Here is a 22148-nt window from a genome sequence, read left to right on the forward strand (position 1 = left end):
GGGAGTTAACCTATCTGTTCGAATTCCTGCGTCCGCGTGCGGGCAGCGCACCTTGTGCGATGCCACAACGGCGTGCGGCTACGGCAGGCGTTGACGATAGAGCAGGCCCGTCACGATGCCCGCGGCGACGACCAGCATGCCGAGCAGCAACCACGGGCGGCTGGCATCGCCGCGGGTGGTCTCGTAGCCGATCTGCTCCTCGAGCGTGTCGTAGACGGCGGTCAGTTCCTCCAGGCTGGAGGCGGTGTAGAACTCGCCGCCGGAGAGCTTGGCGATCTCGCGCAGCGACTCGTTGTCCACCGGCACCTTGACCCGCTGCGAGCCGCCCTGGCCGTCCTGGTCGGGGATCTCCACCGAGCCCCATTCGGTACCGAAGGAGATCGTCGAGACCGGGATGCCCTTGCTCTTGGCGAGGCGGGCGGCGGTGAAGGCATGCCGGGGGTTGTCGACATCCTTGTCGTCGGGCACGGTCTGTTTGCCGTCGGACATGAGCACGATACGCGCCGGCGGCGGGGTCTCGGCACCGCCGAGCACGGTCGCCAGCGTCTCGATGGACTGCAACGCGGTGAGGATGCCCTCGCCGGTGGCGGTGCGCTCGGCCAGCTTGATGTTGTCGATGGCGGCCTTGACCGCCTCCCGGTTGGTGGTCGGCGACTGCATGACCGAGGCCGTGCCCGCGAAGGTGACGAAGCCGAGGTTGATGCCCTGGGTGAGGCCGTCGACGAACTCCTTGCCCGCCTGCTGGGCCACCTCGAGCCGGCTCGGCGGCACGTCGGTGGCCTCCATCGACAGCGACACGTCCATGACGAGCACGACCGTCGCCCGGTTGCGCGGCACCTTCTGCACCGAGGTCGGTCCCGCCGCGGCGATGGTGAGGAACACCAGGCCGACCAGCATCAGCGCGATCGGCGCGTGCCGCAGCGGCGAGGGCCGCGACGGCGCGACCTTCTCCAGCACCTCCATGTTGCTGAACCGCAGCATCTGCCGGTGCCGGGACCGCTGCACCAGCACGTAGCCGAGCGCGATGAGCGCGACCACCGCCAGGAAGCCGAGCCAGATCAGTGCGGTGAAATGCGAAATACTCACTGGCGAGGCACCCGCCCGGTCGGGGCGCCGAAGCTGTGGCGCCGGGTGGACACGAACCGGACCACGTCGGCGATCCAGTCGCGATCGGTCTGCAAGGTCAGCACCGGTGCACCGCAGCTGCGCAGCGCCTGGGCCACCTGGTCGCGGTGGCGTTGCGCGGCGGCGGCGAAATCGGCGCGCAGCGTGGGCGTGACGCTGAATTCGCGGGTGCGGCCGGTCTCGGGATCGTGCAGCACCACATCGCCCACGTCGGGCAGTTCCAGGTCGCGGGGATCGAGTACCTCGACGGCCAGCAGATCGTGCCGCGCGGAGATGGCGCGCAGCGAACGCTGCCAATCGATCTCGCCGAGGAAGTCGCTGATGATCACCGCGAGTCCGCGTTTGCGCTGCGGGCGGCGCAGCGATTCGATGGCGCCGCGCAGATCACCGCGCACGCCGTCGCGCGCGTGCGGGGTGGTCGCGATCGAGCGCAGCAGCGTCTGGGCGTGGATCCGCCCGCTGCGCGCGGGAATTCGCACCAGCTGTTCGCCGGTGGCGACCACCGCGCCGATCCGGTTGCCCCCACCGCTGGTGAGGTAGGTGATCGCGGCCGCGGCGGCGATCGCCAGATCCCGCTTCTGGCAGGCGGCGGTGCCGAAGTCGAGACTGGCCGACAGGTCGAGGACCATCCAGGTCTCCAGCTCGCGGTCGGCGATCATCTGCCGCACGTGCGGATGCGTGGTGCGGGCGGTGACCGACCAGTCCATCTGGCGCACGTCGTCGCCGGGCTGGTAGAGCCGCGACTCCCCCGGCTCGGACCCCGGGCCGGGAATCAGGCCGAGATGGTCGCCGTGCAGCACGCCGTCGAGGCGGCGGCGCACGGTCAGCTCCAGGGTCTTCAGCGCGGCCGACAGCCGCGCGTCCGACAGCTCGCCCGCCCGGAACGAGGGCGGGGCATGCGATGACATCGTCACTCGGGAAACCTCGGGTCGAGCGTCGCGCGGGTTCTCGGGCACACCCGACGCCGACGTCACTTGGGCTGGTTGGTGCCGGCCGGGGCCATCGGGGCCTGGGCGCCCTGGTTCGGCGCGCCCTGACCCTGCTGACCCGGCTGACCCTGACCCGGCTGGCCCTGACCCGGCTGGCCCTGACCCTGCTGGCCTTGACCCGGCTGGGCGGGCGGCTGCGGGATCTGCTGCTGCGGCGGACCCGCGGGAGCGGCCTGCGCGCCTGCGGGCACCGCCTGCGGCGCGACCTGCGGCAGGCCGACGGTCTGCAGGACCCGCCGGATGACGTCTTCCGGGCTCACCTCGTCGGCGAGCGCGTCGTAGGACAGCACCAGCCGGTGGCGCAGCACGTCCGGGATCACCTCGACCACGTCCTGCGGCACCACGTAGTCGCGCCCGCGGATCAGCGCGACCGCGCGGGCGGCGGCGATGATGCCGAGGCTCGCGCGCGGGGAGGCGCCGTAGGCGATCCAGTTCGCGACATCGGCCATGCCGTAGTCGAGCGGCTTGCGGGTCGCGGCGATGACCCGCACGACGTAGTCGACCAGCGCGTGGTGCACGAAGGTGTTCGCGGCGACCTTCTGCAGCCGGATCAGGTCCTCGGGGCCGAGGATCTGCTTGGCCTCCGGCGGGGTGACGCCCATCCGGTAGATGATCTCGCGCTCCTCCTCCACCGAGGGGTAGTCGACGACGACCTTGAACAGGAAGCGGTCGCGCTGCGCCTCCGGCAGCGGGTACACGCCCTCGCTCTCGATCGGGTTCTGGGTCGCCATGACCAGGAACGGATCGGGCATCGGGTAGGTCTTGCCGCCGATCGAGACGTGCCGCTCGGCCATCACCTCGAGCAGCGCGGACTGCACCTTGGCCGGTGCGCGGTTGATCTCGTCGGCGAGCACGAAGTTCGCCACCACCGGACCGAGCTCGGTGTCGAATTCCTCGCGGCCCTGGCGGTAGATGCGGGTACCGATGAGGTCGGTGGGCACCAGGTCGGGGGTGAACTGCACACGGGAGAAGGACCCGCCGACCACCCTGGCGAAGGTCTCGACCGCCAGCGTCTTGGCGATGCCGGGCACACCTTCGAGGAGCACGTGACCACGGGCGAGCACACCGACGAGCAGCCGTTCCACGAGCCGATCCTGGCCCACGATGACCCGCTTGACCTCGTAGATCGCCTTCTCGAGGGTCTGGACGTCACGCTCCAGGGTGCCCGACGCGGGTTCCGGCTTGTCCTTTGCCAGATTCGCCCCGCTCACACTGTCCGTCGAAGTCACCAACATCCCCGCTTTCGCCTCGGTCTTAGTGCGTGCGGCACCAACTATTCCAGGTAATCGCCCGCGATGCCGCAACCGGCTCCGCGATCGGTGGAATTCGGCGCTCGTCAGGAGGTGACGATGCGGACCGCGTACGGCATGATGCCGTCCTCACGCACCGGCGACACCTTCACCACGTCGCCGGACTGGGGCGCTTCGACCATCTTCCCGTCACCGAGGTAGAGGGCCACGTGCTGGCTGCCGCCCGGCCCCCAGAACAGCATGTCGCCGCGGGCCTTCTGGGCCAGCGGGACCCGGGTGCCCGCGTTGTACTGATAGCCGCTGTAGTGCGGCAGCGAGACGCCGATCCCGGCGAAGGCGTAGACCATCAGGCCCGAGCAGTCGAAGCCGACCTTGTTGTAGTCGCCGTAGCTGTCGGCCACGCCGCCGTCGCGGATGCCGAGGGTGGGGCCGTCCTCGTCGCCGCCACCCCAGGCGTAGGTGACGCCCAGCTGCGAAAGTGCCCGGTCCACCACGACTTCCACCGCCGCCGAGCCGCTCACCGACGGTGAGCTGGGCTTGGGGGTGGTGCTCTTCTTCGGGGCGGGGGCGTCCTCGAGTTCGGTGTGCGGGCGTTTGCCCTCGCCCAGCTGTGCGGCGCGTTCGCGGGCGGCCTGGTCGGCGGCGGCGCGGGCGGCGGCGGCCGCGGCGGCGACCCGGATCGCCTCGGCCTCCTCGGCGCGGCGTTGCGCGTCCCAGGCCTGGTAGGCCTCGCGCTGGTTCTGTAGCCCTTGCACGTTCGCGCGCGCGGCGTCCAGACGGGACTGGGCCGCGTCGCGTTCGCGGAGCAGGCCGTCGCGACGCACGGTCTCGCTGTCGAGGGCGGCCTTGGCGGCGGCCACCGCGCTCTCCGCCTCGGCCTTCTTCTGCTCGGCGGCCGCCGCCGCGGCATCGGCCAGCGATTTGGCTTCGCGCGCATCGGAATTGCGGTTGCCCTGTTCGATCTGGGCGCGGCGCAGCGCGTCGAGCACCTGCTGCTGGTTCTTCGACACCAGTCCGAGCACCTCGGAGCGGTCGATGGCGCCGGTGGGGGTGGCGGCGGCCAGGTAGGTCACCATCGAGCCGGACGCGGGCCTGGTGTAGGCGCGGGTGGCGAAGTCGTCGAAATTGTGCCGGGCCCTGGCGACCTCCTCGCCCGCGGTGGCCAGATCGCGCTGGGTGGTCTCGACGCGGGCGGCGGCCGCGTCGGCGGCCGCGCGTGCGTTCTGCAGGTCCACCAGCGCCTTGTTGACCTCCTCGCGGCGCACCGCGACCGCGTCGTCGAGTTCGCGCAGCTGGTGTTCGACGTCGGCGACCTGGTTGATCAGGGCACCGACCTCGCCGATCCCGGCCTCGACGCGGGCGCCCGCGTCGGCGATCTGTCCGTCACTCGGATTCGGTGGCGGGGGCGGTACGGCGGTACCCGGTCCGGCCGACACGACCAATGCGGTGCAGATCAGCAACCCCACGGCGACCCACAGCTTCGATCGCTGACCCGCACGGCGGCTCTCGCGCATCGCACCTCCAAGGACTCGAATCCGGCCTCGCCTCACGAGCCCCACCGGGGACCTCCCAGCTCATCCGTCGGCGGATAGCTCTGCTACCACTTGTTCCCCATCGGCGATCACTCGAACCGTACGACACTTTATGCTCCGTGAGAACTCTGGTAACAGAATCACAGCGGGGTAATTCGTGCGTTGCCGGGCATTAGCCGGATACGAGTTCGGGTTTGCTGCCGGAAAACATACCGACCGTCTGGAAAACTCCCCGACGGACGTGGCGCCGGTCGAGAATCAGGCGATGGTCGCGGTGTCCCGCTCGGCGACGGCGGGTCGCTCCTGCGCGGCGGCGCGGCGCGCCTTGATCAGATGGAGACCTGCCACCGCCAGCGCGGTGCCCGCGATGAGCACACCGGTGATGGCGGTCCAGGAGAAGGTCTCCGGCTGTTCGAGCCGGTCGACGAAGATGCGCGCGGCCTCGACCGAGTTGCCCTGTTTGCTCTTGGCCGCGTCCTCGGCCCACTCGAGCTTGACCCGGCTGATCGAATCGCTGTAGGTGCCCACCCAGTCGTCACTGAGGACCACCACGGTGCCCTGCTCGGTCTTGCCGACCTCGGTGGCCAGGTCCCGTAGATTGGAGTCGTGACCGGGATTGCCGGGAATCACCACGATGCTCAGCGGGATGCCCTCGGCTCGCGCTTCGGCCACGATCGCCTCGAGTCCGGACTGGTCCTTGCCCTTCGGCGCCGCCACATGGTTGTCGGCGACGTCCTCCTTGATCGACTCCAGGGTGTTCGCGTCGACGGTGGGCGGCAGTTCCGCGGCGAGCGGGGAGAAAACCGAGGTGTGCGAGGGGGCCATCTTCCATCCGGTCTGTCCAGCCACGTCACCGATGTGCGCGGCGGCGGGCATCCAACACTGCCAGAGCACAGTACGTCACGCGGTCACCGGGTGTTCGCCCACGCCACGCCGACCGCACCCCGCACGTTTCACAGGACAAGCGTACTGTTAGGGTCGTGGCGCGAGGAACCGGCACTCCCAGTGGCCGGAGCCCCTCCAAAGACTCGAGTCACCGGCACAGCCCCGCCGGTGACCCACCCTCACCGACGAGTGGAGCTGACGTGACGACAAGTATCGATACTTTCGGCGCCAAGGGCACCCTCGAGGTCGGAAGCAACTCCTACGAGATCTTCCGCCTCTCCGCCGTGCCCGGCACCGAGAAACTCCCCTACGCACTGAAGGTCCTCGCGGAGAACCTGCTCCGCACCGAGGACGGCGCGAACATCACCGCCGACCACATCCGTGCCATCGCGAACTGGGACGCCTCGGCCGAGCCGAACACCGAGATCCAGTTCACCCCCGCCCGCGTCATCATGCAGGACTTCACCGGCGTGCCCTGCATCGTCGACCTGGCCACCATGCGCGAGGCCGTCGCCACCCTGGGCGGCGACCCGGACAAGGTGAACCCGCTGGCGCCCGCCGAGATGGTCATCGACCACTCCGTCATCATCGACGTGTTCGGCCGCGAGGACGCCTTCCAGCGCAACGTCGACATCGAGTACCAGCGCAACGGTGAGCGCTACCAGTTCCTGCGCTGGGGCCAGACCGCCTTCGACGACTTCAAGGTCGTCCCGCCGAGCACCGGCATCGTGCACCAGGTCAACATCGAGCACCTGGCCCGCGTCGTCATGGTCCGCAACGGCCAGGCCTACCCCGACACCTGCGTCGGCACCGACTCGCACACCACCATGGTCAACGGCCTGGGCGTGCTGGGCTGGGGCGTCGGCGGCATCGAGGCCGAGGCCGCGATGCTCGGCCAGCCGGTCTCGATGCTGATCCCGCGCGTGGTCGGCTTCAAGCTCACCGGTGAGATCCAGCCGGGCGTCACCGCCACCGACGTGGTGCTCACCGTCACCGACATGCTGCGCAAGCACGGCGTGGTCGGCAAGTTCGTCGAGTTCTACGGCAAGGGCGTGGCCGAGGTGCCGCTGGCCAACCGCGCGACCCTGGGCAACATGAGCCCCGAGTTCGGCTCCACCGCCGCGATCTTCCCGATCGACCAGGTGACCGTCGACTACCTGCGCCTGACCGGCCGCAGCGACGAGCAGCTCGCGCTCGTTGAGGCCTACGCCAAGGAGCAGGGCCTGTGGCACAACCCGGACTTCGAGCCGGAGTACTCCGAGTACCTCGAGCTGGACCTGAGCACCGTGGTGCCCTCGATCGCAGGCCCGAAGCGCCCGCAGGACCGGATCCTGTTGTCGGAGAGCAAGATCGCCTTCCGCAAGGACATCCACAACTACACCTCCGACGCCGAGGGCGCCCCGCACTCGAAGCTGGACGAGGCCGTCGAGGAGTCCTTCCCGGCCAGCGACCCGGCCGTGCTGTCCTTCGCCGACGACGACGCCGTGCTGCCGACCGCCGCCAACAACTCCGAGGGCCGCCCGACCAAGCCGGTCAAGGTGCACAGCGAGGAGTACGGCGACTTCGTGCTCGACCACGGCGCCGTGGTGGTCGCCTCGATCACCTCCTGCACCAACACCTCCAACCCCTCGGTCATGCTGGGCGCCGCCCTGCTGGCCCGCAACGCCGTGGAGAAGGGCCTGGCGCGCAAGCCCTGGGTCAAGACCTCGATGGCGCCGGGTTCGCAGGTCGTCAACGGCTACTACGAGAAGGCCGGCCTGTGGCCGTACCTGAACAAGCTGGGCTTCAACCTGGTCGCGTTCGGCTGCGCCACCTGCATCGGCAACACCGGCCCGCTGCCGGAGGAGATCTCGCAGGCCATCAACGACAACGACCTCACGGTCACCGCGGTGCTCTCGGGCAACCGCAACTTCGAGGGCCGCATCTCCCCCGACGTGAAGATGAACTACCTGGCCTCGCCGCCGCTGGTCATCGCCTACGCGCTCGCGGGCACCATGGACTTCGACTTCGAGACCGACCCGCTGGGCAAGGACACCGAGGGCAACGACGTGTTCCTGCGCGACATCTGGCCGTCGCCGAAGGAGATCCAGGACACCATCGACGCGGTGATCAGCCGCGACATGTTCCTCGAGGACTACAAGGACGTGTTCAAGGGCGACGAGCGCTGGCGTTCGCTGCCCACCCCGGAGGGCAAGACCTTCGCCTGGGACGAGAACTCGACCTACGTCCGCAAGGCGCCGTACTTCGACGGCATGCCGCAGGAGCCGACCCCGGTCACCGACATCACCGGCGCCCGGGTGCTGGCGCTGCTGGGCGACTCGGTCACCACCGACCACATCTCCCCGGCGGGCAACATCAAGCCCGGCACCCCGGCCGCGCAGTACCTCGAGGCCAACGGCGTCGAGCGCAAGGACTACAACTCCTACGGCTCGCGGCGTGGCAACCACGAGGTGATGATCCGCGGCACCTTCGCCAACATCCGGCTGCGCAACCAGCTGCTCGACGACGTCTCGGGTGGCTACACCCGCGACTTCACCCAGGAGGGCGCCCCGCAGGCGTTCATCTACGACGCCGCGCAGAACTACCAGGCCGCGGGCATCCCGCTGGTGGTGCTCGGCGGTAAGGAGTACGGCTCGGGTTCCTCGCGTGACTGGGCCGCCAAGGGCACCCGCCTGCTGGGTGTGAAGGCCGTCATCACCGAGTCCTTCGAGCGCATCCACCGCTCGAACCTGATCGGTATGGGCGTCATCCCGCTGCAGTTCCCGGCGGGCGAGTCGGCCAAGTCGCTGGGCCTGGACGGCACCGAGGTGTTCGACATCGAGGGCATCACCAAGCTGAACGAGGGGGTCACCCCGAAGACGGTGAAGGTGACCGCCACCAAGGCCGACGGCGAGAAGATCACCTTCGACGCCGTGGTCCGCATCGACACCCCCGGTGAGGCCGACTACTACCGCAACGGCGGCATCCTGCAGTACGTGCTGCGCAACATGATTCGCGCCTGAGTGCGCTCGTCGACGACGATGTCGTCGACCCAGTCGGCAGGTCCGCGCACCGCTTCTCCGGAAGGCGGTGCGCGGACCTCGCCACATCGACCGCAGTCCGCCGAGGAGGAGCTCGCCCATGCCCAAGGTCAGCGATGACCACCTCGCCGCGCGGCGCAGCCAGATTCTCGACGGGGCGCGGCGCTGCTTTGCCGAATACGGCTACGACGGCGCGACCGTGCGCAGGCTCGAGGAGGCGATCGGGCTCTCGCGCGGCGCCATCTTCCACCATTTCCGCGACAAGGACGCGCTGTTCCTGGCGCTGGCCCAGGAGGACGCCGAGCGGATGGCCGACGTCGCGGCCAACCAGGGCATCGTGCAGGTCATGCGCGACATGCTCGCCCATCCCGAGCAGTTCAATTGGCTCGGAACACGTTTGGAGATCGCGCGCCGGTTGCGCACCGACCCGGAGTTCCGCGCGGGCTGGACCCAGCGCTCGGCGGAGCTGACCGCCGCCACGTTGGCCCGCCTGGAGCGGCGCAAGGCCGCGGGCGCGCTGCGTGACGACGTGCCCACCGATGTGCTGCTGGGGTATCTGGATCTGGTGCTCGACGGGCTGATCGCCCGGATCGCCTCCGGTCACACGAACGAGAACCTCTCGGCCGTGCTCGATCTCGTCGAAGCCTCGGTGCGCCGTAAGGACTGACCGGGCGCTCCACGACTCTGTGCCGGGGCACGGACGGTGTGGCGCTACCCGCAATACGCCGCGCACGCCCGGTGGGAGCTGCTGCGCGCCGCCGGAGTGGCCCAGGACAAGCTCATCGCCTCGGGCGTGGGCCCGGTGACACCGGAGAACACCATCCGGTCCGTCCGGGAGCTGCGCGGCGGCGACGAGCTGCGCGTGACCTGCGCGTCCGAATGGTCCGATGGCAAGACCATTCGCCTGCGCCAGGAGAGCCGCAGGATGGACGGCACGGCGGCCGCCCCTGACCGGTTGCTGCGAGGTCGCTGTGACCCGGTCCGCGGCATACCGAAAATCTTTCGGTACAAGCGGGTTCGGACACCGTGATCGACGTGTCGAACGGCGTGGATTCCGCCGAACCCGGCCGCGGGCCGCGGTCGCGCCGGTAGTATTCGAGACGCGCTCGCACCGTCCCCGGCAAATCGCGAGCAGATCGGAGAGCAGTACCGCATGGCCCCCGCGATCCCGCACCCCGCATCCGGCGGCGTCGTCCGCGCCGGTCTGGGCTGACCGGAGTCCAGGCCATGCCCGCGCGCCGAGGGTCGGTCCTCATCGTCGCCGCGGCCGGCGACCCGCACGCCGCGGCGGTGGCCGAGATCGTGCGAGAAGTCCACGGCCTCAACGCCATCCAGCTCGACCCGGCCGACTATCCACGCAACTTCGGCAGCTTCCGGCTCGGCAGGCTCGGCACCGCCCGCTCGCTGGCGCAGTCGGTGGGGCTCGACGACGCCCGGGCAGTGTGGTGGCGCCCGCCCCACCCCGCGACCGCGGCCGGCGGCACCGCCGCGGAGGCGCACCGTCGGGCCGAATGCGACAACTTCCTCGAGGGCATGCTGTGGTCGATCCCGGCGCACTGGGTCAACGATCCCGCCTCGGACCGCACCGCCTGCCGCCACATCGTGCAGTGGGAGACCGCCCTGCGCGCGGGGCTGTGCGTGCCCGAGACGCTGGTCACCAACGATCCCGACGAGGCCCGTAGTTTCGCCGAATCCCGGCCCGGCCCAGTGGTTTTCAAACGCGGCGGCGGCGCAGGACCGCGCCTGGTCGACCGCGCGGATCTCGCCGCCGCAGGCCTGCGCCGCACCCCGGCCACCTTCCAGGACTACGTGCCCGCCGACTGCGACCTGCGGGTGGTGTGGGTGGACGGCGTGGAGTGGGCGGTGCGCATCGATGTGCCGCCGGGGGTCGACCGGCTCGCCGACCGGCCCCCGGCGAGCCTCGGCTTCGGTGTCGCCCAGCTGCCGGCGTCGGTGAGCAAGTCACTGGCCACGTTGATGGGCGCGCTCGGCCTCGGCTTCGGCGTGCTCGACCTGCGGCTCGGCCTCGACGGGGAGTACTGGTTCCTCGAGGTCGATCCACGCGGCCGCTTCGAGCACCTGGTGGCCGCCACCGGGCTGCCGATGTTCCGCAGTGTCGCCGATCTGCTCGCCGAGGACTACGGACCGGTCACCGGACACTGAAAAGCCCTGTGCCACCGGCCGTCACCGCCGGTGGCCCAGCACCCGCGCCCCCTACTTGTCCGGATTCTTGCGCCGGTTGGCACCGCCGCGGCTGCGCAGCTGCACATGCGACTCCACCAGCACGTTGTGGATGAACCCGTAGGACCGACCGGTCGCGCGGGCCAGGGAGCGGATGCTCGCCCCCTGCTCGTATTGCTTCTTCAACTGCGATTGCAGGCGGTCACGCGATTTTCCCGTGACGCGTGTGCCCTTGCTCAATGTGGCCTTGTTCTGTGTGGGCCTGTCGCTCATGGCTTCCTCCGAGTCGCCGAGCAGCGCGTTATTCCAGGCTAAGCACTCCACAGTCCACGATCAACGAAATGTTGTGATGAAACTCACGCGAGCTGAATCAGTTCCAGGTACTCGGCCGACCAGTGGTCCTCGGTGCCGTCCGGCAGCAGGATCACCCGCTCCGGCGAGAGCGCCTCTGCCGCGCCCGGATCGTGGGTGACCAGCACGACCGCGCCCGCGTAGGTGCGCAACGCGTCGAGCACCTGCTCGCGCGAGATCGGGTCCAGGTTGTTGGTCGGCTCGTCCAGCAACAGCACGTTGGCCGCCGAGGAGACCAGTCCGGCCAGCGCCAGGCGGGTCTTCTCACCGCCGGACAGCGTGCCCGCGGGCTGGTCGAGCTGCGGGCCGGAGAACATGAAGGCGCCGAGCAGGCCGCGCAGGTCCTGCTCACCCGCGTCCGGGGCGGCGTGGCGGATGTTCTCCCAGACGGTGGCCTGGTCGTCGAGGGTGTCGTGCTCCTGGGCGAAGTAGCCGACCTTGAGGCCGTGCCCGGGCACCAGCCGTCCCGCCGTCGGCTGCTCGACACCGGCCAGCAGCCGCAGCAGCGTGGTCTTGCCCGCGCCGTTGAGACCGAGCACCACGACCCGGCTGCCGCGGTCGATGGCCAGGTCCACGCCGGTGAAGATCTCCAGCGAGCCGTAGACCTTGGTGAGGTTCTCCGCCATCAGCGGCGTCTTACCGCAGGGCGCCGGCTCCGGGAACTTGATCCGGGCCACCTTGTCGGCGACGCGCACCTCGTCGAGTTCGTCGAGCAGCCGCTCGGCGCGCTTGACCATGTTCTGCGCCGCAACGGCTTTCGTCGCCTTGGCACCGAGCTTGGCGGCCTGTGCCTTGAGCGCGGACGCCTTCTTCTCGGCGTTGGCGCGTTCGCGGCGGCGCCGCTGCTCGTCGGTGGCGCGGGCGTCGAGGTACTTCTTCCAGCCCATGTTGTAGACGTCGACCTCACCGCGCACCGCGTCGAGGAACCACACCTTGTTCACCACGGCCTCGAGCAGCTCGACGTCGTGGCTGATCACGATCAGGCCGCCGTCGTGGTTCTGCAGGAAGCCGCGCAGCCAGGTGATGGAGTCGGCGTCGAGGTGGTTGGTCGGCTCGTCGAGCAGCAGGATGCGGTCGGAGCGGCCGCCGCTGCCGTCGGAGGCCGAGAACAGGATGCGGGCCAGCTCGATCCGGCGGCGCTGGCCGCCCGACAGCGTGCGCAGCGGCTGCCCGAGCACCCGGTCGGGCAGGCCGAGGCTGTGGCAGATCCGCGCGGCCTCGCTCTCGGCGACGTAGCCGCCCAGGGCCGAGAAGCGCTCCTCGAGCCTGCCGTACTTGCGCACGGCCTTCTCGCGCTCGGCCTCGTCGGCGACTTCGGCCATGAGTGCCTGCTGCTTCTCCATGTCCCGGATCAGGGTGTCCAGCCCGCGCGCGGACAGCACGCGGTCGCGGGCCAGCACGTCGAGGTTGCCCTCGCGCGGGTCCTGCGGCAGGTAGCCGATCTCGGTGGAACGCAGGATCTTTCCGGCGTAGGGCTCCCCTTCACCGGCGAGGATGCGCAGGGTGGTGGTCTTGCCCGCACCGTTGCGGCCGACCAGGCCGATCCGGTCGCCCGCCTGCACGCGCAGCGCCGGACCGGGCGCCGAGAGCAGGGTACGGACTCCGGCCCGGACCTCGAGGTCGGTCGCGGTGATCACAGGCTGGCTCCTCCGGGCGGTGCGTCGACATGCTGGGCGAACTCTGCGCGCCCAGTCTCACGAACCGGCAGCCTCACGAACCGGCATCGTTCCGAACGGCAGTGGTTCCGAACCGGCAGTGTAAGAACTGGGCAGGCACAAGAACCACCCATTTTACCCGCGCGAGCCCTCCGTCCCGGCATCGAGGACGCCGGTGTGACCGACCTGACCGCGGCGTTCGCCGCTTCGGTAGCGTGCGGTGCCATGAGTAGCGATCTGTTGGGCAAGAGCGCGCTGGTCAGCGGCGCCAGCCGGGGTATCGGCAAGGCGGTGGCGGCGGAGTTGCTACGCCGCGGGGCGAACGTGCTGATCACGGCACGCAAACCCGAACCGCTGGCCGAGGCCGCCGCCGAACTGCGCGCCCTCGGCCATCAGGGCGAGGTGGCGACCATCGCGGGCAACTCCGGTGACGCGCAGGCCCGCGCGGAGGCGGTCGGGCGAGCGGTCACGGAGTTCGGTTCGCTGGACATCCTGATCAACAACACCGGCATCAACCCGGTGTTCGGCGCGCTGATGGACGCCGACCTGGACGCGGTGCGCAAGATCTTCGACGTCAACGTGGTGGCCGCGCTCGGTTACGCCCAGGAGGCGTACAAGGCGTGGATGGGCGAGCACGGCGGCGCCATCGTCAACGTCGCCAGCGTGGCGGGCCTGCGCTCGACCGGCGTCATCGCCGCCTACGGTGCGTCCAAGGCCGCCCTGATCCGGCTCACCGAGGAGCTGGCCTGGCAGCTGGGCCCGAAGATCCGGGTCAACGCGGTGGCGCCGGGCGTGGTCAAGACCAAGTTCGCCGACGCGCTGTACTCGGCCGACGAGGAACGGGCGGCGAGCGTGTACCCGATGAAGCGGCTCGGCAGCCCCGAGGACGTCGCCCGCCTGATCGGCTTCCTGGCCTCCGACGAGGCCGCCTGGATCACCGGCGAGACGGTGCGGGTCGACGGCGGCCTGCTCGCCACGGGCGGAATCTGACTCGGCGTCCCGTGCCCGTACCTCACGATCCCCCGCCACGCAGGCAGTCGACCCGGTGCGGGTCGGCCGTGCACGCGGGTGGTGCCCGATGACGTTCGACGTCGTCGTCTGCGGACTGGGCCCGGCGGGCCGGGCGCTCGCGCACCGCTGCCTGCGCCGGGGACTGCGGGTGGCGGTGGTGGACCCGGCGCCGCGGCGGCGGTGGTCGGCCACCTACGGGGTGTGGGCCGATGAGCTGCCGGACTGGCTGGATCGCGCCGTGGTGCGGGCACGGATGACGCAGCCGGTGGCCTGGGGGTCGCGGCGGCACGTCCTGGACCGGGACTACGCGGTGCTCGACACGGGGCTGTTGCAGGACGCGCTGACCGTCGACGGCGCGGAGGTGGTGACCGGCCGCGCCGCGGGGCTGACCCGGCGCTCGGTGACGCTGGCCGACGGGCGGGTGCTGCGCGCGGACCGGGTGGTGGATGCGCGCGGGCTGTCCCGCTCCCCCCGCCGGGCCGAGCAGACCGCCTACGGCGTCGTCGTGGCCGGGGACCGCGCCGATCGCGTGGAGCCGATGTTCATGGACTGGCGCGACGACAACGGCGCCGAGCCCGGGGCGCCCCGCTCGTTCCTCTACGCGGTGCCGCTCGGCGCCGACGCGATACTGCTGGAGGAGACCTGCCTGGCCGGTCGCCCGGCCCTCGAGCCTGCCGAGCTGCGGCGGCGACTGCACCACCGGCTGGCGGCGCGCGGCATCGACCTCGACGGCGGCGAGCCGGTCGAACGGGTGCGGTTCCCGGTGCAGGGCGCCCGGCCGGGGCGACGGCGGTTCGGCGCTGCCGGTGGCTTCACGCATCCGGCCACCGGCTACAGCGTCGCGGCCGCGCTGGGCGCCGCCGACGACTGGGCCGCCGGTGCGCCCACCGGACTCGCGCGGGCCAGGGCCACCCACCTGTTGCGCGCCGCCGGACTGCGCGCGCTGCTCGCCCTGCCGCCCGCGGAACTGCCGGTCTTCTTCGACACCTTCTTCGAGCTGCCCGCCCCGCATCAGCGCGCCTATCTGTCCGGCCGTACCGATCCGGTGGGCACCGCGGCCGCGATGCGGACGCTGTTCACCGCGTTGCCACCCCGCCTCCGCACTCGAATCGCCGCTGCGACCTGCGGCTTCCCGTTTCGGTCGCAGATGCCGACCGGTTCGGCCATGATGGAGTGATGGCACGAGCTATCTGGAAGGGCTCGATTGCGTTCGGGCTGGTCAACGTTCCGGTGAAGGTCTACACCGCCACCGAGGACCACGACATCAAGTTCCACCAGGTGCACGCCAAGGACGGCGGCCGGATCAAATACCAGCGCGTGTGCCAGATCGACGGCAAACCGGTCGACTACGTGGACATCGCCAAGGCCTACGAGTCACCCGAGGGCGAGACCGTCATCCTCTCCGACGAGGACTTCGCCCGCCTGCCCGCCGCGGAGAAGCACGAGATCCCGGTCCTGCAGTTCGTTCCGTCGGAGCAGATCGACCCGATCCTGTTCGACAAGAGCTACTACCTCGAGCCCGACTCCAACACCCCCAAGGCCTACGTGCTGCTGGCCAAGACGCTCGAGCGCATCGACCGCACCGCGCTGGTGCATTTCACGCTGCGGCAGAAGACGCGGCTGGCCGCGCTGCGGGTACGCGACGGAATGCTGGTGTTGCAGACGCTGCTGTGGCCGGACGAGGTGCGCGCGATCGAGTTCGACTCGGTGCGCGACGCCGCCGAGCCGCGGCCGCAGGAGATCAAGATGGCCGAGACGCTCGTGGAGAGCATGTCCGACGACTTCGATCCCTCGCAGTTCACCGACGAGTACCAGGTGGAGCTGAAGAAGATGCTCGACGAGGCGATCGAGCGCGGCGGCAAGGTGCCCGAACGCGCCGAGCCCGCGCCCGCCGAGATGGATGCCGAGGTGGTCGATCTGGTCGCCGCGTTGCAGCGCAGCCTGGAGGCCAGCGGCAGGCGCGCCGCCGGTTCCGGTGGCACCGCGAAGAAGACGGCCAAGGCGCCCGCGAAGAAGGCCACCAAGGCGGCGGCGAAGAAGACCGCCGAGAAGCCCGCGGCGAAGAAGACGGCGAAGAAGACCGCCGCCCGCAAGGGCGCCTGATCCCCTGCTACAGTGCGTGATCGAGTTCAGGAGGGAACTCGGCTTCACCTACCGGGCCACGGGCCCGGCGCTCGACGGGGGGACGCATGCACCGCCTCGGCAGGACAGCCGCGGGCGTGATCGCCGTGATCGCGCTGCTGCTCTCGCTCACCGCCTGCGGTGACGACATCGAGAGCGCCCGCGACTACATCGCCGCGAAGTACACGCGCGCGAGTTCGCTCGACCAGGCCAACGACGGGCGCGCCTACACCGCGGCCCTCGCGCCGGCCGCCGCGGTCGGCGCGATCACGGCCGCGGCCCGGCCGCTGGACAACCGCACGCTGGGCGAGCGCACCTACCTGCAGTACCGCGACGACATCATCACCGTCGCTCCGCACGGCGCCGGGGCGCTGATCCTGGTCGATCAGTACCGCAACGGGTATCAGCGCCACCACTCGACGGTCTCGGGTTTCGGGTGGCCCAGTCAGCCGCCGGGCAGCGAATACCGCAGCAGCAGCGGCAAATAGCGGAGAAGGACGGAAAGAGACATGCTCGCAGATCTCGCGGCCGAGGCGGGCGCCGCGCTGGCCTACACCGGTGTCGGCCTGGTACTCATGGTGCTCGGCTTCGTGCTGGTGGACGCGCTCACGCCGGGCAATCTGCGCGCCCAGATCTGGGTGGAGCGCAATCGCAACGCCGCGGTGCTGGTCGCCTCGAATCTGTTCGGCGTCGGCGTGATCGTGGCGATGGCCATCTGGACCTCGCACGGCGCGCTGGGGGAAGGACTGCTGGCCTGCGCCGTGTACGGGGTGATCGGGCTGGCCGCGATGGCGGTGTCCTTCGTGCTGCTGGATCTGCTGACACCCGGCAAGTTCCGCGAGGTGGTCGCCGAGCAGGCCCTCCACCCGGCCGTCTGGGTGACGGCCTCACTGCACGTGGCGGTCTCCCTCGTGGTGGCCGCCGGCCTGTCCTAGTGCGCGCGGGCACCCGTACCCGGAACCCGGTCGCGCCGTCGCCGGTCCGGGCCAGGACGGCGCGGATCGCGTTGCTGCTCACCGCGTTCGTGTGCGCGGCCTGCGGGCTGGTGTACGAGCTGTCGTTGGTGACGCTGGGCAGCTATCTGCTCGGCGACACCGCCGCGCAGGCCTCGATCACGTTGAGCGTCATGGTCTTCGCGATGGGGATCGGCGCGCTGATCGCCAAACCGCTGCGCGGGCACGCCGCGGCGGCGTTCGTGGCGGTGGAGTTGGCGCTGGCGCTGCTGGGCGGGCTGTCGGTCCTGCTGTTGTACGCCGCCTACGCCTGGCTCAACCTCTACACCACCGCGCTGATCGCGGCGGCGAGCGTCATCGGGATGCTGGTGGGCGCCGAGATCCCGCTGCTGATGGAGCTGTTGCAGCGGATCCGCCGCCAGGCACCGGGCGCCGCGGTGGCCGACCTGTTCGCCGCGGACTATGTCGGTGCCCTGCTGGGCGGGCTGGCGTTCCCCTTCCTGCTGCTGCCGGTGTTCGGTCAGATCCGCGGGAGCCTGCTGGTCGGGGTGCTGAACGCCGCCGCCGGGCTGGCCCTGGTGTTCGTCCTGTTCCGCGATCGGTTGACCCGCCCGGCCCGGCTGCTGTTCACCGCCCTCACCGCGCTGGTCGCGCTCGTGCTCGGCGGCAGCTACGTCTACGCGGACCGGTTCGAGGCCACCGCGCAGCAGGCCCTGTTCGCGCATCCGATCGTGCGCCACGAGCAGACCCGGTATCAGAGCATCGTGCTCACCGAATCGCTGTCCCCGTTCGCCACCCCCGACGTGCGGCTCTACCTCAACGGCGACCTGCAGTTCTCCTCGGTGGACGAATACCGCTACCACGAGGCCCTGGTGCATCCGGTGCTGGCGGGTCCGCGCGCGCGAGTGCTGGTGCTCGGCGGCGGCGACGGGCTGGCGTTGCGGGAGATCCTGCGCTACCCCGACGTGGCGGAGGTGACACTGGTGGAACTCGATCCGGGGATGATCCACCTGGCCCGCACCGAGCCGCGGCTGCTGGCGCTGAACCGGCACGCCTTCGACGATCCGCGGGTGCGGGTGATCAACGAGGACGCCTTCGCCTGGCTGCGCGGGCAATCCGGCCGGTTCGACGCGATCATCGTTGACCTGCCCGATCCGGACCAGACCTCCATCGCCAAGCTCTACACCAAGGAGTTCTACGCGATGGTGGCGCAGGTGCTCGCCCCCGGCGGCACCGTCGCGGTGCAGTCGGGGTCGCCGTTCTTCGCGCCCCGCTCCTTCTGGTGCATCGCCGCGACGATCCGCGCCGGTGGCTTGCGGGTACTGCCCTACCACGTGGATGTCCCCAGCTTCGGCGACTGGGGGTTCGTGCTGGCCACCCGGGACGCCGAGCCGGTGCTGCGCCTCGACCCGCCCGCTCCCCCGCGCTCGATCGATGCCGAAAGCCTGCGCGCGGCAGCGGTGTTCGCCCCGGACCGGCGCGATCCCGGCGCACCGGTCTCGACGCTGATGCACCCGGTGATCGTGGACCTGGAGCTGCGCGAGTGGCGGTGAGCCGAGGTCGCGCGCGCCGCCCGGGTCACACCAGATCGCGTGGAATCCGCCGATGCCAGTTCTGCGAGTACACCCGGGTGGCCACCGGCCGTGGATCGTCGGCCGGATCGCCGAGTTCGTAGGCGTCCAGCCGGGCGTCCAGCACGAAATCCTGCGGCGTGCAGCGCAACACGGTGTGCGTGGTGATCTCGGTGCGCCAGTTGTCGCGGGCGAAAGCGCGGACCGTGCGGGTTTCGCCGCGCACCGAGGTGGGGTCGTTGCCGCGGAAACTGAACCACTCGGTGGTGGCGCGGCGCACCAGGGTGCCGGTGTCGTCGAGCCGGATGAGGCCCTGGTCGTTCTCGATCTCGAGGGTGGAGACGCCGGTGGCGAGGTCGCGCTCGACCTTCCAATGGTGTGTGCCCCGTTCGATGTTCGTGGCCGGGGCGGGCGGGGCGGCTTCGGGGTCGTCGAACGGCCGCAGGCGCTCGTCCTCGGCGCGCCGGGGCCGCTGCGGCAGCGTGAGCAGGGATTCGCCGGTGGTGACGGTGAGCATCACCGGTTCCGGCGAGGGCCAGGCCAGCGGCCAGTACGAGGAGGAGATCGACAGCCGGATGCGGTGGCCCGGCGGGAACGAGTGCGCCATGCCGTTGAGCGCCAGGCGGACCCGATAGGTGCGGCCGGGCTCGAGGGGGCGCGGCTCGCCGCTGCCGTCGCGGTGGGTGAGGTTGAGCAGGCCGTAGGTGACGCGGGTCGCCTCACCGTTGGGGGCGACATCGGACAGCCGCGCGGCCACCATCGCGTTGGGCCGGTCGGCGGCGACGGTGAGGGCCAGCTCCGGCTGGCCGAGCACCTCGAAGGTCTCGGTGAGTTCCTCGGTCTCGTAGACCAGCGAACCGCCGTCCTCCTCGCGCTGGTCCGACGGCAGGTCGGGGGTCGCGGCGTAGGAGGCCCACTTGCCCGCGAACATGCCGACGCTCAGCGGCGACTGCACCCGCATGGTGCGGGCGGGCACGTCGTCGGCGTCCTCGGCCAATCCGTAACGGGTGAGTGTGAATTCGCGCGGCACGATGTTCGGAGAGGGCCAGGACGGCTCGCCCACCCAGCGGCCGGGGCGGTCGGCGTAGGACGGTTGCGGGGAGATGCTGTCCTGCATCCAGGCCCGCAGCATCGGCTCGTCCATGACGCCGGTGTCGCGGCCCTTGAGCCAGTGGTCCCACCACCGCACCAGTTCCTGCAGGAACCCGATCGCCGGGCCGGGCACGCCCAGGTGCGGGTACTTGTGCCCCCACGGCCCGATCAGCCCGCGGCGCGGCACGTCCAGGTGCTCGAGCAGGCGGAAGATGGCGTTGGTGTAGCCGTCGGCCCAGCCGCCGACCGCGAGCACCGGGCAGTCGACGGCGCGGTAGTCCTCGTTCACCGAGGCGCGTTTCCAGTACTCGTCACGGTGCTGGTGCTCGAGCCACTGCTCGATCCACAGCCCGCTGCCCGCGAGCCGTTCGCGCCACATGTCCCGCCACCGGTCCCCCACGATGGCCGGGTCCGGGGGCAGGCTGTTGAAAGCGAACATGACCGTGGCCTCGGACAGGTTGTCCGAGAGCAGGCAGCCGCCCATGTAATGCATGTTGTCGACGTAGAGGTCCTCGGTGGCCGAGGCGCTGACGATCGCCTTCAGTGCGGGCGGGCGGCGGGCGGCGACCTGCAGGCTGTTGAATCCGCCCCAGGAGATGCCCATCATCCCGACGTTGCCGTCGCACCAGGGCTGGTCGGCCAGCCACGCGATCACGTCACAGGCGTCGTCGTGTTCGGTGGGCAGGTACTCGTCGGTGAGCACGCCGTCGGAGTCGCCGCTGCCGCGCAGATCCACCCGGACGCTGACGTAGCCGTGCCCGGCCAGGTACGGATGGTTGAGCGCGTCACGGGCGCGGGTGAGATCGCGTTTGCGGTACGGGATGTATTCGAAGACGGCGGGTACCGGCTCGTCGGTCACCGGCCGCCAGATCCGGGCGGCCAGCCGCGCGCCGTCGCGCATGGGTATGAAGACGTTCTCGGTGTCGAGAACCTCGTAGGGGAACTTCTCGACGATACGCACTCAATCGACCTCCTCGAACTCGAACGGCAAGGCGGCCAGGCAGTCCCGGTAGCGGCGCTCGAGGTCGTCGGCGTCGCCGGCGCCGAGGTAGAGGGTGGCGAGCTTGTACCGGTAGGCGTCCTGGTTGGGCAGATCGGAGAGCCGGTCGCCGACCTGCACGTCCAGCCGCACGATGGTCCCGGGGAAGCGCTCGCGCAGCGCCTCGATCTCGGCCGGGCCGGGTACCCGGGTGACGATCCCGTCCTCGTACCGGGGCACGAAACACTGTGCGGCCACGGCGAATTCGCCCTTGCGGTGCGGCATGCGCGGCTCGCGGCCCAGCGCGATGTCGATCGCGACGGTGTGGTTGGTGGTGCCGTCGACCTTGACGAACAGTTCGCTGTGCGACTGGGAGATGCGGGTGTTCACCTCGATCAGCCACAGCTTGCCGGTGTCGGCGTCCCACATGAACTCGGAGTTGAAGCAGCCGTTGTCGTAGCCGACGTGGCGCAGGTAACGCTCGGTGACGTCGATCATCTGCCGCTGGATGTCCTCGGGCACGGTGCGCGCCGGATAGTCGAGGTGGTCGAAGCTGTGGCCCGCCGCGTCCTTGCGCATGTCGAACACGCCGTGCACGCGGTAGTCGCCACGGAACATCGAGCCCTCCGGCGCGGCCTGGGTACCGGTGACGATCTGCTCGGCCAGGCACGTGCGGCCGCCGGCGACCCGCACCTGCTCGGGCACCTCGACGCGGGCGAGGGCCTGGTCGAAGGGGTCGGCGATGCGGCCGATCTCCGCCCGGATCTGCGCCACCGCCGCGGCGAACTCCTCGGCGTTCGACACTTCGAAGCCCAGCTGCGAGGAATGCGACTTGATCGGTTTCACCCAGAACGGGAACGACAGGTCGATGTGGTCCAGCGCCTCGGGATCGAACGGGTCGAAGGCGCAGAAGGCGGGCACGTGGTCGGGCACGACCTCGCGCTGCAGCACCCGGCTCCACAGCTTGTGCTCGGTGCGCAGCACGCTCTCCAGGCTGGGTGCGGGCAGGTCGTACTCGGCGGCCAGGATGGGCACCAGCACGCTGGTGGGAAAGTCCCAGTGCGCGATGATCGCGTCCACGGGGCCGTCGAAGGCCCGCAGCTCGGCGCGGCACCGGTCGAGCAGGTCGTCGAAGTCGAAGGTCGGTGCCGCGATCAGCGTGTCGTAGTCGAGCAGCCCGTGCAGCGCGAGTCCTTCGGGCAGCTCGACGGTGCCGATCTCGGCACGTTGCAGATCGGTCAGGGCGGGTACGAACACATTCTTCGTCACCCGTGAGGGCTATCCGGCTACCCCACCCTCAAACCCCGCGGAGCGGCCACCGCACGCCTGTCCGTCGGCTCCGGCGCAGGCAGACGTGCGCAACGACCCGCACCCGTGCATCGCGACACATTCGGTGCGGTCGCCGGGCACCGCGACGCGGCCGCGCACGTGCG

19 protein-coding genes are annotated in these 22148 nt (G+C 70.3%); 10 read left to right on the forward strand and 9 right to left on the reverse strand.

Annotated features, from left to right (window positions below):
- Positions 1-78: 78 nt before the first annotated feature.
- The 5 genes from CRM89_RS11400 to CRM89_RS11420 form a co-directional block, all read right to left on the reverse strand.
- A complete protein-coding gene (locus tag CRM89_RS11400; RefSeq protein WP_011210011.1) occupies positions 79-1086 on the reverse strand; it encodes a VWA domain-containing protein in 1008 nt (335 codons plus the stop codon).
- Entirely contained in the window at positions 1083-2033 is a 951-nt protein-coding gene (locus CRM89_RS11405; RefSeq protein ID WP_060593255.1) for a DUF58 domain-containing protein, read from the reverse strand. Before CRM89_RS11405 ends, CRM89_RS11400 begins: the two co-directional genes overlap by 4 nt.
- Positions 2034-2095: 62 nt before the next feature.
- On the reverse strand, positions 2096-3349 hold the full coding sequence (locus CRM89_RS11410; protein ID WP_098083985.1) for a MoxR family ATPase: 1254 nt from the start codon (positions 3347-3349) through the stop codon (positions 2096-2098).
- A gap of 101 nt (positions 3350-3450) precedes the next feature.
- Entirely contained in the window at positions 3451-4878 is a 1428-nt protein-coding gene (locus CRM89_RS11415) for an Nfa34810 family invasin (protein ID WP_011210014.1), read from the reverse strand.
- A gap of 276 nt (positions 4879-5154) precedes the next feature.
- Positions 5155-5721, reverse strand: coding sequence for a DUF6676 family protein (locus tag CRM89_RS11420; RefSeq protein WP_050768295.1), 567 nt, complete (start codon positions 5719-5721; stop codon positions 5155-5157).
- Between the two features lie 260 nt (positions 5722-5981).
- Between CRM89_RS11420 and acnA the strand changes: the two genes are divergently transcribed.
- From acnA to CRM89_RS11440, 4 genes are all read left to right on the forward strand, one after another.
- On the forward strand, positions 5982-8783 hold the full coding sequence (gene acnA / locus CRM89_RS11425; RefSeq protein ID WP_060590267.1) for an aconitate hydratase AcnA: 2802 nt from the start codon (positions 5982-5984) through the stop codon (positions 8781-8783).
- Between the two features lie 118 nt (positions 8784-8901).
- A complete protein-coding gene (locus CRM89_RS11430) occupies positions 8902-9468 on the forward strand; it encodes a TetR/AcrR family transcriptional regulator (RefSeq protein WP_011210017.1) in 567 nt (188 codons plus the stop codon).
- A gap of 36 nt (positions 9469-9504) precedes the next feature.
- Entirely contained in the window at positions 9505-9831 is a 327-nt protein-coding gene (locus CRM89_RS11435; protein WP_098083986.1) for a thioesterase family protein, read from the forward strand.
- 197 nt (positions 9832-10028) lie between these two features.
- Positions 10029-10964, forward strand: a complete 936-nt coding sequence (locus tag CRM89_RS11440; protein WP_098083987.1) for a hypothetical protein — start codon at positions 10029-10031, stop codon at positions 10962-10964.
- A 51-nt stretch (positions 10965-11015) separates the two neighbouring features.
- Here the strand turns inward: CRM89_RS11440 and CRM89_RS11445 are convergent, their stop codons facing one another.
- Positions 11016-11255 (reverse strand): helix-turn-helix domain-containing protein, encoded by a 240-nt coding sequence (locus CRM89_RS11445; RefSeq protein WP_011210020.1) that lies wholly within the window; start codon positions 11253-11255, stop codon positions 11016-11018.
- 83 nt (positions 11256-11338) lie between these two features.
- Positions 11339-12970: an ABC-F family ATP-binding cassette domain-containing protein gene (locus CRM89_RS11450; RefSeq protein ID WP_098083988.1), complete on the reverse strand. Its 1632-nt coding sequence runs from the start codon at positions 12968-12970 to the stop codon at positions 11339-11341.
- Positions 12971-13213: 243 nt separating this feature from the next.
- Between CRM89_RS11450 and CRM89_RS11455 the strand changes: the two genes are divergently transcribed.
- From CRM89_RS11455 to CRM89_RS11480, 6 genes are all read left to right on the forward strand, one after another.
- Positions 13214-13978, forward strand: a complete 765-nt coding sequence (locus CRM89_RS11455) for an SDR family oxidoreductase (protein WP_011210022.1) — start codon at positions 13214-13216, stop codon at positions 13976-13978.
- Positions 13979-14066: 88 nt separating this feature from the next.
- Positions 14067-15176, forward strand: coding sequence for a lycopene cyclase family protein (locus CRM89_RS11460; RefSeq protein WP_098083989.1), 1110 nt, complete (start codon positions 14067-14069; stop codon positions 15174-15176).
- A complete protein-coding gene (locus CRM89_RS11465) occupies positions 15176-16102 on the forward strand; it encodes a Ku protein (protein WP_011210024.1) in 927 nt (308 codons plus the stop codon). The genes CRM89_RS11460 and CRM89_RS11465 overlap by 1 nt, the downstream gene beginning before the upstream one ends.
- Before the next feature lie 116 nt (positions 16103-16218).
- Complete coding sequence (locus CRM89_RS11470; RefSeq protein ID WP_172456772.1) at positions 16219-16608, forward strand: DUF4247 domain-containing protein; 390 nt, start codon at positions 16219-16221, stop codon at positions 16606-16608.
- Between the two features lie 21 nt (positions 16609-16629).
- Positions 16630-17055 carry a DUF350 domain-containing protein gene (locus CRM89_RS11475; protein ID WP_011210026.1) on the forward strand — a complete coding sequence of 142 codons (426 nt, stop codon included), beginning with the start codon at positions 16630-16632 and terminating at the stop codon, positions 17053-17055.
- Positions 17055-18626, forward strand: coding sequence for a polyamine aminopropyltransferase (locus tag CRM89_RS11480; RefSeq protein WP_098083990.1), 1572 nt, complete (start codon positions 17055-17057; stop codon positions 18624-18626). The genes CRM89_RS11475 and CRM89_RS11480 overlap by 1 nt, the downstream gene beginning before the upstream one ends.
- Before the next feature lie 25 nt (positions 18627-18651).
- On the opposite strand, the gene CRM89_RS11485 is transcribed toward CRM89_RS11480, so the two are convergent.
- Positions 18652-20697 carry a CocE/NonD family hydrolase gene (locus CRM89_RS11485; protein WP_172964503.1) on the reverse strand — a complete coding sequence of 682 codons (2046 nt, stop codon included), beginning with the start codon at positions 20695-20697 and terminating at the stop codon, positions 18652-18654.
- The gene (locus CRM89_RS11490; protein WP_041560231.1) at positions 20698-21984 is read right to left on the reverse strand and encodes an acetyl-CoA carboxylase biotin carboxylase subunit family protein; all 1287 of its coding nucleotides are present in this window, start codon (positions 21982-21984) and stop codon (positions 20698-20700) included.
- Positions 21985-22148 lie beyond the last annotated feature (164 nt).

The organism is Nocardia sp. FDAARGOS_372, assembly GCF_002554515.1.
Taxonomy (GTDB): domain Bacteria; phylum Actinomycetota; class Actinomycetes; order Mycobacteriales; family Mycobacteriaceae; genus Nocardia; species Nocardia farcinica.